Genomic DNA, 11,488 nt, shown 5'->3' on the forward strand with positions numbered 1-11,488 from the left:
ACCACCACCGCCCGCGACGACGAGCGCGACATCCCCCGACAGAACGGCAGTCGCACCACCGCCCCCACCGCCGTCACCCGCATTCGGAGCCGGTTGCTCACCGCGAGCCCCGCCACGGCCGTAACCGGAGCGCCCACCGTCTTCCCCACCCTCACAGCCCACAAAGATGGTGAGCAACTCGTGTGGCTCCACCGAGATCGTCCCGGTCGTCACGCCCCCGAACCCACCACGGGTTCCCTCACCGACGTTCTGCTGACCCGAACCGCCCTTCGCCAGCACCGACAGCTCGCGAACGCCGTCCGGTACCTGATAGGGCTGCCCGGTGTCGCCATCGCATTCGAAGCGTTGGCTGATCGGTGCGGCATGAGCGTGCGGCGGCCCGGCTGCGACGGTCCAAGCCGCCGCGAGCAGGGCGCAGCCTGCGATGGAGAAGATACGCATACCCGACAACAAGCTGGACATGATTCCACCTCATCGAGCGCCGTAACGGTGAGATGACAGTACGCTCGACCAGGGGATTCAACGCAGACCACGCCGTCCGGGGGCGTGTCGGCGCCGACATCAACCGTCCCGCCGGTACCCGAGCGGGATGGCCTTTTATCGAGAATGCTCGCCTCAGCGTTGTCCGACGATCGGGTCGGCCGTGGGTCACGCAGGCTGTTGCCACAGGCTCATGAAGATGATTTTCGCGTCGATCTGTGAGTTCGCTCCGGCTCCTCCGATGCCCTGATGGGCCTCGGCGAAAGTCCAGGCGCCGACATTGAGCTCGTATTGGGTGTTGGCCTCCATGGTCCACCGCACCTCGATGACCGCACCGGTCCCGAAACCGCCACTGTCGTAGTTGTAGTCCTCCGAAGGATCGAACAGGGTTCCACTGACACGGCCACGGAACCTCTTGTCGACCGCGTGAGCTTTCAGAACCCCATTACTCATCACCGTGATTTCGCAGCCGCCTTCCACGGTGGCATTGGCGTCGAGCCCTGCGGACGCGGCGGCGAAGTCTTGTGACGAGCGCAGCGAGCGAGCCATGCAGTGGAAGCGGCGGTCGGACCGCAGCACGACACCGAAACCCGCATGCGCGGCGACGAAGACGCTGCCATCGGAGCCTTGCGTATTGCCCGCGTGCGAGTCGAGGGCGGCTTGGCCGGTATCGAGAGCGAGGATCTGTTGGCGCGGACGGCCACCGTTGAGATCGTGCCAGGACCAGCTGAAGTCGTAGGGGATGTGAAAGAACCGCGTGGGCCATCCTTCGAAGTCACGGAGCATGGCGTGCGAGTTATCCAGCGTGCTCGGCGATACGTTCGCACGAATGTGGTCGCTCACCGGCAACTCCGTAATGCCGATTCTTCGGGCACGTTGGCGTTCGACCGCCGACCGCAGCGCGTCGGCGCTGCGCGAATCGTTGCGAACCTGGTCGAGCAGCGGCTGCCGTAACGCTTCCGCCAGGGCACGGTCCTCGGCGTCGAGTTCGCGCCGTCGCGCGTTCTCCGCGCTGTGCCGTACAGCGAGCGCATTGATCGAGTTCCGGACTGCCTGCCTGCTGTCCTCCGGGACCCAGTCGTCGAAATCGATCTCCACCGTCGAGGTGACGGCGTCGGGATAGGTGGTCATCGTTGCTCCTTTCAACCTGAGCACCACCCGCATAGTGCGCCACCCAGCAACCGACCAGCACGAGTACCGAACTACTCGACTCCCATCCGGCGCCGGGTGAGCCGCATCCCGGACTCCGGCATGGTCACCGGACGCTGAGCTCCGGCTCCTTCGGCACACTCCGCTGGGTCCGAACCGGGTTGTCGCCGGTGTCGTCCGCGATCGATTCGGAGGCGACCAGCCCGCCCGGTTCCGCCTCATGCGGCTCTTCTTCGGAGTCAGGAGTCGTCTGCTCGCGCTCGACAGCAAGAGCCTGCTTCACCGAATCCTCCTGTGGTGCAGCGGACGCTTGCTCCACCACCGGCTGCTCGTTCGACGCAACGGGGGCCTGCTCCACCGGCCGATCGCGCGGGGCAGCCTCCACCGAGTGCTGCTGTTGTGTAGGGGGTGCGTGCTTCACCGCTGGCAGCTCGCCCGACGCGGCCGAAGCCCGATCCACCGAGTGCTGCCGTGGCGCCGAGGAAGCCTGCTCCATCAGGGTCTGCTCGTCCGGCGCAACGGGCGTCTGCGCCGACGACTGCTCATCCGGAGCTACCGAGGCTGGTTGCTCCGTACGCGCGGCGGGCACAGGCTCGGTCTGCTCGCTGATCTTGATTCGGTGCAGCGTCTTTCGCACCGCCGCGGCCAACCGGGCATCCAGCTCGGCCTCATCGGTGCCGTTATCGCCGTCCGCTTCACTCGGATTCGCTGCGGCAGACCGCCCGGCGGACAGCGGCGTCGTGGCCAGCCAGAGTTCGGTGAACGGCGGAGCGGGCACCGGCGCGGCGGCAGCGGAATCGATGTCGTCCTGTGCGGTGGGGTGCTCCGCCGCAGCCGCGGCGCTCGTTTCGCGCCGGTCAGCATCGGCAGTCGGCGCCGCTACGTCGGCGGGCCGTTCCACAACGGTTGTCTGCGGCTCGACGGAAGGGCGAGGGGGCGCGTGCTGCTCGTCGAGGATGCTCGGCAGGATCTGGTTTCCGGCTCCGCCGACCCGGGTGAGCGCGACCAGCCGCTCCTGGAGATCTTCCGTATCGGGCACCGCGGCGGTCGCTTGCTCGATCGCGCGCCCATAGCGTTCGGCGACCAGACGGTGCGTGACCAGTGCGACGCCGATCATGATCGGCGCGATCGCGTGGATACCGATCCCCGTGAGGTCGCCGGTCTTGAAGTAGGGGAACGTGTTCAGGGCGATACTCGCGGTCAGCAGTACACCCTCGACGGTGTAGACCTGCCACAACCGCTCGATCACGCCCCATTCGGCGGTATCGCCGGTGGACAGCATCAGCGCGACGAGTACCGCGCTGATCAGCGCCTCCAACCCGTAGGACAGCCAGAACATCGGGTTGGTGACCCCGCCGGTGGGTGCGATGTTCTGCTGCACCGTCACCGCGGAGAACAGCATCGAGAACGCGACCACACCGGCGAGCAGCCCGAGCACCCGCGGTTTGCGCTGATGCAGACGGGCGACTTTCGCATGCGGGCTGCTGCTGTGCCGCTGCTCCCCGATCGCCTGCGCGGCGCGCAGCAGATCCGCGGCCTCCCGTTCAGCCAGCTCGGCCGCCGTACGCCGCACCCGCTCCGCCGCATCGGCGGCTGCCTGGATTCGCGCCCGCTGCTCGTGCCGTTCGTAGTCCCGGACGAGTTCGGCCAACTCGCGCGACGCCGCGAGCTCACGCTCCGACAGCGCCGTCAGCAAAGCTGGATCATCCTGGTGCGCTAACCGTTCGTGCGCGACCTGCACCCGATCCGGCAGCGCACCGGCCATCAAGTCATCCACCGGCGACGCCGCGGTGGGCGCGTGGGTCGTGAAACGACGGAGCATCAGCATTGAACCTTTCCGGCGAACGAGTGTTCCAGACGCCCTGCGCCGGAGGCGACCCGGCCGCCGACATCCTGCCGTCGTCGGCGACGACTGTCGCACCCGACACGGAAAGTTGCGCCGTCCGCCGAAATGTGAACGACCTCACTAAGGCCGCCCGGCAACCTGGTCGGTACCCGTCGGCCCGACAGGAGGGGCGAAGAAAAGCAGGACTGCGCGAGCTCGCGGAGGACCTGTTCAACGAGTTCGGTGCGGAAATCGAAGACTACGACTTCGCGGCAGCGCACGTCTACGGGGATCGCCCGCGGACTACACGGCGAGCGCGAGGCCCGCGGTTGCGGCCCTATCGATGCCACCCGCTCGCGCGATCAACCGACCGACAGCTCCGGCAACCTCCACCGGCTGCTCCAGAATCACCGAGTGCCCTGCGCCGTCGATCATGACGAAATCGGCGTAGTCGACCGCGGCCGCGATCGCGACCGAATGCGAAGGGGGGGTCATCAAATCGGCGGAGCCGCACAGCACCAGTGTCGGGATCTTCGACAGCACAGGCAGCACATCGGTGCGGTCGTAGGTCATGAAGGCGCTCAGGAAACTCGCCATCGTCACGATCGGGGTCTCGTTGTGCATCGCGTAAGCCAGGGCCAGGACGCGGGCGCTGACCTTGCGATTGCCGAATTCGGCGGTGCGGATGACGGGGGCGAAGACTTTGCAGGCCGCCCGCTTGGCATGCTGCATCAGGCGCGGGGCGCGGCGGACGGCCGCTTGGAAGCCGGCAATGATCGGGTGACGCAGCAGCCGCCCGAAGCCCGCGTCGGCGAGGCCGCTGGCCGCGGTGGCGATGAGCCCGACACCCACGATGCGGGTGCCGATCTCGTGCTGGTTCTGGCTGACGTAGGTCAGCACGGTCATGCCGCCCATCGAGTGGCCGACCAGGACGACCGGCCCGCTCGGGGCGACCGCATCGAGCACGTCGCGCAGGTCGTGGCCGAGTTGTTCGAGGTTGTAGCTCTGCCTCGACGCCGTCGTGGAATCGCCGTGGCCGCGGTGGTCGAAGCACACGACCCGTACACCCGGGTTCTCGCGCAGCAGCGCATCGCGGACATCGGTCCACGACTCGGTACGCAGGCAGTGCCCGTGGACAAGGACAACAGTCAGATCCGCATGCCGTCGCCCGTACTCGCGCACCGCGAGCACCACCCCGTCATCGGTCGAGACCGTGGCGCGACGCTCTACCGAACGGGTAAATATGCTGGTGATCGACATCGGAGCCTCCGGTCCACGTGCGGTGACCTGGTCTACTCTGCGCCGATTCAGCCGCCGTTTTCAGGGCCCCGAGTGCTGGGCCGGCTCCCCCGAGGGTGGGCAGAACCCCACCTAGGTGGGTTCACCACAGGTGCAGGAAGCTCCGAACGTCGTCGTACCCGTCGCCGGCCCGAGCGTCGACGTCCGAGGGATCGGCCTCGGCACGAGCCGCCAGCGTTTTCGCCAACGCGAGGGCTTCATCGCTGAGACTCCCGAACCGCCGCGCAGTGTGTCCAAGGCATAATCCGGCCAGGCCGAGTAGCGGACTACCCGACACCGCCCGCGTCCCGACCTGCACACACCAATACTCGACGAACTCCCTGTCGTCGTCGTTCAATGCGCTCCCGACGAGGGTATTCGCGGCCTCTCCCTCGAACGTGCGGTCACCCAAAGCACGTTCCAACGTCTCGACTACGACCTCATGAGGCCGTGCGGGAGGGTTCTCGAACGTCCGATGAGTGTGCACCGCGCGAGACTACCGGCGCCGCACGGCCCGAGCCAGGCCGTTTCCGGCCCGAGGTCAGACGTTGAACCTGAACTCGACGACGTCGCCGTCCGCCATAACGTAATCCTTGCCCTCCATACGCACCTTGCCCGCCGACTTCGCCGACGCCATCGACCCAGCGGCAACCAGATCATCGAAAGCCACGACTTCGGCCTTGATGAAGCCGCGCTCGAAGTCGGTGTGGATGACACCGGCGGCCTTTGGTGCCGTATCGCCCTGGTGGATGGTCCAGGCGCGGGCTTCCTTCGGGCCGGCGGTGAGGTAGGTCTGCAAGCCGAGGGTGTGGAAGCCGGCGCGGGCGAGGGCGTGCAGGCCTGGCTCGGTTTGGCCGATCGATTCCAGCAGCTCCAGCGCCGATTCCTCGTCGAGTTCGAGGAGTTCGGCTTCGACCTTGGCGTCCAGGAAGACGGCGTCGGCGGGAGCGACCGAAGCCTTCAGCTCGGCGACCTTGGCTTCATCGGTGAGCACGGACTCGTCGGCGTTGAAGACATAGAGGAAAGGCTTGGTGGTCAGCAGGGAGAGTTCCTTGAGGAGCTCGGTGTCGACCTTGTTGCCTGCCGCGAACAGCGTGGTGCCACCGTTGAGGACCTCTTGGGCCGTCTTGGCCGCGTCGGCGATCGGCTTGCGGTCCTTCTTGATCTTGGCTTCCTTCTCGAAGCGCGGGACCGCCTTCTCCAAGGTCTGCAAGTCGGCGAGGATGAGTTCGGTCTCGATCACCTCGATGTCGGCGGTCGGATCGACCTTGCCGTCGACGTGCACCACATCGTCATCGGCGAACACGCGCACGACCTGGCAGATGGCGTCGGCTTCGCGGATGTTGGCGAGGAACTTGTTGCCGAGGCCCGCGCCCTCGGACGCGCCCTTCACGATGCCCGCGATGTCGACGAACGACACCACGGCGGGGACGATGCGCTCGGAGCCGAAGATCTCGGCGAGCGTGCCAAGCCTCGGGTCGGGCAGCGGAACCACCCCGACGTTCGGCTCGATGGTCGCGAACGGGTAGTTCGCGGCCAGCACGTCGTTGCGGGTCAGCGCGTTGAACAGCGTCGACTTTCCGACGTTGGGCAGGCCGACGATTCCGAGGGTGAGACTCACGGGAAGAAGAGTCTACGTGGTCTCACCCCTCTCGACCGCTCAGGGGATCAGCACGACCTTGCCGAGGTTGGTGCGCTTCTCGATGACGGTGTGCGCGGTGGCCACGTCCTCCAACGCGTACTCCGCGTGCACCACCGGACGCAGCAGACCGGAGGCGAAGTACTGCCACAGTTCCTGGCGCCAGTGCTCGTAGACCTCGGGCTGTTCGCGCGCGATGCGGGCGATCTGGAAACCGATCACGGACTTCCCACCGGACAGCAGGTCGTAGGCCTGCACCGCGCCACCGCCGGAGCTATAGGCGACAAGCCGGCCGCCGGGTGCCACCGCCGCGAGCGCCGGGGTGAGCAGTTCGCCGCCGACGGCGTCGAGCACGTAGTCGACGGGCGAGCCCCAGGACGCGTCGTCGTAGGCGACGACCTCATCGGCGCCGAGTTCACGCACGAAATCCGCCTTGGCGGGATCCGAAACCGCACCGACGACACGCGCCGCGCCACGCACCCGCGCCAGCTGCACCGCGAGATGCCCTACCCCGCTGGCCGCCGCGGTGACCAGCGCCGATTCCCCCTCGACGGGTTTCGCCGCATCGAGTGCACCCAACGCCACCAGACCGCTGCGCACCAGCGCCACCGCGTCCACGGCCGACGCACCGTCGGGAATCGGCGAGGCCATCGCCACTGACAGCAGCGCGTACTCGGCGTAGCCGTGGCCGAAGACCACACCGGTTACCCGATACCCGGGCGCGTAGCTATCCACCCCTTCGCCGACGGCGACCACTTCACCGGCGATCTCGCCACCCAGCGGAATCGGTTCACGCTGTTCGCGTACCTTCCGCACGCCGGGCAGCGTCACGCCGATGGCCTCGACGCGGACGAGTAGTTCGCCCGGACCGGGCGTCGGCACATCAGCCGAGACGACCTCGAGCACCTCGGGACCTCCGCTGTGCTCGTATTGCACCCGCCGCATCACACCTCCAGGCTTGGTTCAGGAGCGGTAACGGTAACCACACACCGGCTCCACCTCACACACCCAAGTACCCCCGAGTGCGCCATCTCACCCCGGGCGTTAACAGGTAGAGAGGCATGTCACGTGCCCCTCGGCGTGTCCGGGAACTCGTGCGGGGCGTGTCGGGCGGCGTAGCGTCGGTGTCATGGCTCCGATCTCGGAGGTGGTGACGGCGCGACCGGCGCCGGGGCTGGCGGCCTACATCGACCGCTATATCGGCTACCGGATGACCGGGTATGCGCCCGGTCTGCATCGCGGACTCCCGTCGCGGCATATGACGTTCATCGTCGCGATCGGGCCGACCATCGACGTCGTCACCCAGACCGACGCCGCGCAGGCGCCTGCGGACTACCGGTGTGTGCTGAGCGGATTGCAGCCGGGTCCGGCCGCGATCGCTCACAACGGCACCCAGGAAGGCGTGGCGATCGAGTTGACCCCGCTCGGCTGCCGCGCCCTGTTCGGTATGCCCGCGGGCGAACTCTGGAATATCTCGGTGGAGATGGCCGATGTGACCGGCCCGGTGGCGGGGCAGCTGGCCGAGGAACTGAACCTGTACCCCGAATGGCCACGCCGGTTCGACGCCTGCAATCGCGTGCTCATGTCACTGGCCCATCCGGATCGGGTGGTGGCGCCGGAATTGAGCTGGGCCTGGCGGACGGTGGTCGGCTCCGGCGGGACGATCCCGGTCGCACCGCTGGCCGAGCGGATCGGCTGGAGCAGGCAGCATCTGACGCGCCGGTTCGGGACGGAGTTCGGTCTCAGCCCGAAACTCGCCGCGCGGATCGCCCGCTTCGACCGCGCCAAGGCGATGCTTGCCCGCACTCCGTCGTTCGTCAGCATCGCCCAGATCGCCGCGACCTGCGGTTATTACGATCAGGCGCATTTGAATCGGGATTTCGCCGAGCTGGCCGGATGCAGTCCGACGATGTGGCTGGCCGAGGAGATTCCATCTGTCCAAGACCCGGACACCCCTGAGGAGTGAGGCTGAAGTCATGACTACTCCGACATCGACTACCACTCACGTCTGGCCCTGCCTGGCCTTCCGCGATGCCCGCGCGGCGGCAGCCTTCCTCACCGAGGCATTCGGCTTCGAGCTGAAGGCGCTGTATGCCCGCGAGGACGACCCGTCCGTCGTCGAGCACGCCGAGATGCGCTGGCCTGCAGGCGGCGGCATCATGTTCGGCTCCACCGGCCGCGACGACAGCGAGTTCGGGCAGCGTCCTACCGGTGCCGCCTCGCTGTATCTGGTCTGCGACGACCCCGACGCGCTGTATGAGCGCGCGACTGCCGCGGGCGCACGGCTCGTCCGTGGACTGCGCGACGAAGACTACGGTTCGCGCGGTTTCAGCGTCGCCGATCCGGAGGGCAACCTCTGGAGCTTCGGCACCTACGCGGGCGAATAGCCACACCGATCCGCGGCGCGGCCCGACTGCTCGGGCCGCGCCGTTCTATTCCGCGGTGTGCGAGTTCCCACAACCGGGCACAATAAATGGACCGCAGTCCGGTTGACTGTTAGCGTCGGCCCTCGAAGCGAGCGATCCTTACCGCTTCCGCAAGGATCAACCGAACGCACAGGAGACTCGATGACCACCACGCAGCCGACCGATCTGCTCGAGCTCGACGCCGCCACCCAGGACCTGCTGTTCCGCGAGGCGCGCACCGCCAACACCTTCACCGACGAGCCGGTCAGCGATGAACAGATCCAGGCCATCTACGACCTGGTCAAGTGGGGCCCGACCTCGATGAACCAGCAGCCGCTGCGCGCGGTCGTGCTGCGCTCGCCCGCGGCCCGCCAGCGGCTGGTGCAGCACATGGGCGACGGCAACAAGGACAAGACCACCAAGGCCCCGCTGACCGTGGTGCTGTTCGCCGACAACAACTTCCACGAGCACCTGCCCACGGTGTTCCCGCATTTCGAGGGCGCAAAGGACTTCTTCGCCGACGACGCCTACCGCGAGCATTCGGCCAAGCTCAATGCCGCCCTGCAGATCGCCTACTTCATCATCGGCGTTCGTGCCGCAGGCCTGGCCGCGGGCCCGATGAACGGCTTCGATCACGACGCCGTGGAGAAGGAGTTCTTCCCCGAGGGCGGCCACCACGCGCTCGCCGCCATCAACATCGGCAAACCGGGTGCCGACGCCTGGTTCCCGCGTAGCCCGCGCTTCGAGGCGAAGGACGTCATCACGACGCTCTGAGATGGTCCACTGGTCGGCCCCGTCGCTGTCGCGACGGGGCCGATCCGTCTATCCGGCTGGTCGCGGGCATCCGTCAGCCCCGAGCGGCACTCGCGAAGCTTCTCAACGTCCGCCGAGCCCGGACAGCGCAATCCCGCGAATGAAGGCTCGTTGGGCCACCGCGTAGAGCAACAGCAACGGCAGCAGGATCAGCATCGACGTCGCCATCAGAATCGGCCACTGGGTGTGGTATTGGCCCTGTAATCGCACCAGACCCAAAGTCGCGGTGGCGATCTCATCGCGTTGAATCATCACCAGCGGCCAGAGGAAGTCGTTCCATACGGTGATCCAGGTGAGCACCGCGAGCACCATGAGCGCGGGTCTGACCTGTGGCAGCAGGACGCGCCAATAGATCTGCCAGGTGGTGCAACCGTCGAGAACGGCGGCCTCTTCGAGTTCGGTGGGCACGGCGAGGAAGAACTGTCGCATCAGATAGGTGCCGAAGGCGCTGCCGAAGACGCCGGGCACGATCATCGCCCACGGCGTGTCCACCCAGCCGAAGGCACGCATGAGCAGAAACTGCGGGATGAGCGTGACGGTCAGCGGCACCATGAGCGTCGCCAGATAGGCGAGGAACAGCGTCTCGCGTCCACGAAACGGTAACCGCGCGAACGCATAACCCGCCAGCGAACAGAAGAACACCTGCCCCGCGGTGACGCATGCCGCGTAGACGGTCGTATTGAGCAGCATCCTCCCCAGCGGCAGCAGATCGAACACCTCCGCATAGTTCGACCATTGCGGGTCGGCGGGTATCGGCGCCGGATCGGTGACTGCCCCCTCGCTCTTCAACGACCCGGACAGCGCCCACAGAATCGGCGTCAATGCCGCCCAGGCGACAACCACCAGCGCCGCGTACACGCCCACGCCGGCCACCGCGCGCCGCACGATGGCGCGGTCCACCCGAACGCCGCCCGCCCGCCGCCGAGCCCCTGTGCCCCGCATCGTGGTGGCGGCGCCGCCCACCCTCGTCGGCGGGCGCCGAGACGTCACGGTCCTCACCCGCTCACCTCCCCACGCCGCGCGTACCGCAACTGCACCACGGTCAGCACGAACAACCCCGCGAACATCACCCACGCCAGCGCCGACGCATACCCCACCTCATAGAACGCGAAAGCATGCTGGAACAGCATGATTCCGAGTAGGTACGTCCCCGTCTCCGGCCCGCCGTTGCCGCCGGTGAGCGCGTACGCCTGGTCGAAGGCCTGGACCGAGTTGATGATCGTGATGACGAAGACGAACGACAGCGGCCCCCTGATGAGCGGAATCGTGATGGACCAGAACCGTCGCACCGCACCGGCGCCGTCGATGCGCGCGGCCTCGTACAGCTGTTCCGGCACCCCTTGCATGGCGGCCAGCAGGATGACGGTGGCGAACGGGACGCTCTTCCACACCGTGACGATGCTCAACGACGCCAGTGCCAGATCGGGGTCGATCAACCATGGCACCGGATCGATCCCGAACCAGCCGAGCAGCAGATTGAGCAGGCCGCCGTCGGTGGTGAAAATGAACCGCCACACCACCGCCATCGCCACCGTCGAGGCGACCAGCGGTAGAAACGCCGCGGTCCGGAAGAAGCCGATCCCGGCAGTCGCCCGATTCAGCAATGCGGCGACGACGAGACCGATCCCGACCGTCGGCAGCAATGTCAGCAGGGTGAAGACCACCGTGTTGCGCACGGCGATCATGAACAGCGGATCCGCGGTGAACAACCGCCGATAGTTCGCGAGCCCGACGAACCGCGGCGTACTGAACAGATCCCATGAGAAGAAGCTCAGATACAGCGACACCGCCAGCGGCCCCACCAGAAAGACCCCCACCCCAACGACATTCGCCGCCACGAACCACCGCCTCACCCGCACCGTCGATGCGCTCCTCACCCAGGAGAACGCGCGATGAATG

General features: G+C 67.0%; 11 protein-coding genes and 1 pseudogene. 3 read left to right on the forward strand and 9 right to left on the reverse strand.

The features are described from left to right. The 7 genes and pseudogenes from GV792_RS28650 to GV792_RS28680 all read right to left on the reverse strand — a co-directional run. Positions 1-462: pseudogene (locus tag GV792_RS28650) on the reverse strand (hypothetical protein); the annotation flags it as partial. A 186-nt stretch (positions 463-648) separates the two neighbouring features. Next, a complete protein-coding gene (locus GV792_RS28655) occupies positions 649-1,611 on the reverse strand; it encodes a hypothetical protein (RefSeq protein ID WP_163828122.1) in 963 nt (320 codons plus the stop codon). Between the two features lie 124 nt (positions 1,612-1,735). Then, complete coding sequence (locus GV792_RS28660; RefSeq protein WP_163828123.1) at positions 1,736-3,451, reverse strand: hypothetical protein; 1,716 nt, start codon at positions 3,449-3,451, stop codon at positions 1,736-1,738. Positions 3,452-3,757: 306 nt separating this feature from the next. Further along, positions 3,758-4,714 carry an alpha/beta fold hydrolase gene (locus GV792_RS28665; protein ID WP_163828124.1) on the reverse strand — a complete coding sequence of 319 codons (957 nt, stop codon included), beginning with the start codon at positions 4,712-4,714 and terminating at the stop codon, positions 3,758-3,760. A gap of 121 nt (positions 4,715-4,835) precedes the next feature. Then, positions 4,836-5,144 (reverse strand): hypothetical protein, encoded by a 309-nt coding sequence (locus GV792_RS28670; protein ID WP_218581223.1) that lies wholly within the window; start codon positions 5,142-5,144, stop codon positions 4,836-4,838. 129 nt (positions 5,145-5,273) lie between these two features. Then, the gene (gene ychF / locus GV792_RS28675) at positions 5,274-6,353 is read right to left on the reverse strand and encodes a redox-regulated ATPase YchF (RefSeq protein WP_163828126.1); all 1,080 of its coding nucleotides are present in this window, start codon (positions 6,351-6,353) and stop codon (positions 5,274-5,276) included. 39 nt (positions 6,354-6,392) lie between these two features. Beyond that, positions 6,393-7,316 (reverse strand): quinone oxidoreductase family protein, encoded by a 924-nt coding sequence (locus tag GV792_RS28680; RefSeq protein WP_163828127.1) that lies wholly within the window; start codon positions 7,314-7,316, stop codon positions 6,393-6,395. A 184-nt stretch (positions 7,317-7,500) separates the two neighbouring features. On the opposite strand from GV792_RS28680, the gene GV792_RS28685 reads away from it, so the two are divergent. The 3 genes from GV792_RS28685 (at position 7,501) to GV792_RS28695 (ending at position 9,550) form a co-directional block, all read left to right on the forward strand. Continuing rightward, positions 7,501-8,337, forward strand: coding sequence for a helix-turn-helix domain-containing protein (locus tag GV792_RS28685; RefSeq protein ID WP_163828128.1), 837 nt, complete (start codon positions 7,501-7,503; stop codon positions 8,335-8,337). A gap of 10 nt (positions 8,338-8,347) precedes the next feature. Beyond that, entirely contained in the window at positions 8,348-8,758 is a 411-nt protein-coding gene (locus GV792_RS28690) for a VOC family protein (RefSeq protein ID WP_163828129.1), read from the forward strand. Positions 8,759-8,938: 180 nt separating this feature from the next. Continuing rightward, entirely contained in the window at positions 8,939-9,550 is a 612-nt protein-coding gene (locus tag GV792_RS28695; RefSeq protein ID WP_163828130.1) for a malonic semialdehyde reductase, read from the forward strand. A 102-nt stretch (positions 9,551-9,652) separates the two neighbouring features. Here GV792_RS28695 and GV792_RS28700 read toward each other — a convergent pair whose 3' ends face one another. Together GV792_RS28700 and GV792_RS28705 are read right to left on the reverse strand one after the other, a co-directional pair. Further along, positions 9,653-10,531 carry a carbohydrate ABC transporter permease gene (locus GV792_RS28700; RefSeq protein WP_175584922.1) on the reverse strand — a complete coding sequence of 293 codons (879 nt, stop codon included), beginning with the start codon at positions 10,529-10,531 and terminating at the stop codon, positions 9,653-9,655. A 53-nt stretch (positions 10,532-10,584) separates the two neighbouring features. Next, a complete protein-coding gene (locus tag GV792_RS28705; RefSeq protein WP_309139164.1) occupies positions 10,585-11,487 on the reverse strand; it encodes a carbohydrate ABC transporter permease in 903 nt (300 codons plus the stop codon). Position 11,488 lies beyond the last annotated feature (1 nt).

The sequence above is a fragment of the Nocardia cyriacigeorgica genome (genome assembly GCF_010868145.1).
GTDB lineage: Bacteria > Actinomycetota > Actinomycetes > Mycobacteriales > Mycobacteriaceae > Nocardia > Nocardia cyriacigeorgica_D.

Excerpts from the sequence above, each read along its gene's own strand:
- GV792_RS28655 (WP_163828122.1), bottom strand. The coding sequence starts at position 1,611 with ATGACCACCTATCCCGACGCCGTCACCTCGACGGTGGAGATCGATTTC.
- GV792_RS28660 (WP_163828123.1), bottom strand. The coding sequence starts at position 3,451 with ATGCTCCGTCGTTTCACGACCCACGCGCCCACCGCGGCGTCGCCGGTG.
- GV792_RS28665 (WP_163828124.1), bottom strand. The coding sequence starts at position 4,714 with ATGTCGATCACCAGCATATTTACCCGTTCGGTAGAGCGTCGCGCCACG.
- GV792_RS28680 (WP_163828127.1), bottom strand. The coding sequence starts at position 7,316 with ATGCGGCGGGTGCAATACGAGCACAGCGGAGGTCCCGAGGTGCTCGAG.
- GV792_RS28685 (WP_163828128.1), top strand. The coding sequence starts at position 7,501 with ATGGCTCCGATCTCGGAGGTGGTGACGGCGCGACCGGCGCCGGGGCTG.
- GV792_RS28690 (WP_163828129.1), top strand. The coding sequence starts at position 8,348 with ATGACTACTCCGACATCGACTACCACTCACGTCTGGCCCTGCCTGGCC.
- GV792_RS28695 (WP_163828130.1), top strand. The coding sequence starts at position 8,939 with ATGACCACCACGCAGCCGACCGATCTGCTCGAGCTCGACGCCGCCACC.
- GV792_RS28700 (WP_175584922.1), bottom strand. The coding sequence starts at position 10,531 with ATGCGGGGCACAGGGGCTCGGCGGCGGGCGGGCGGCGTTCGGGTGGAC.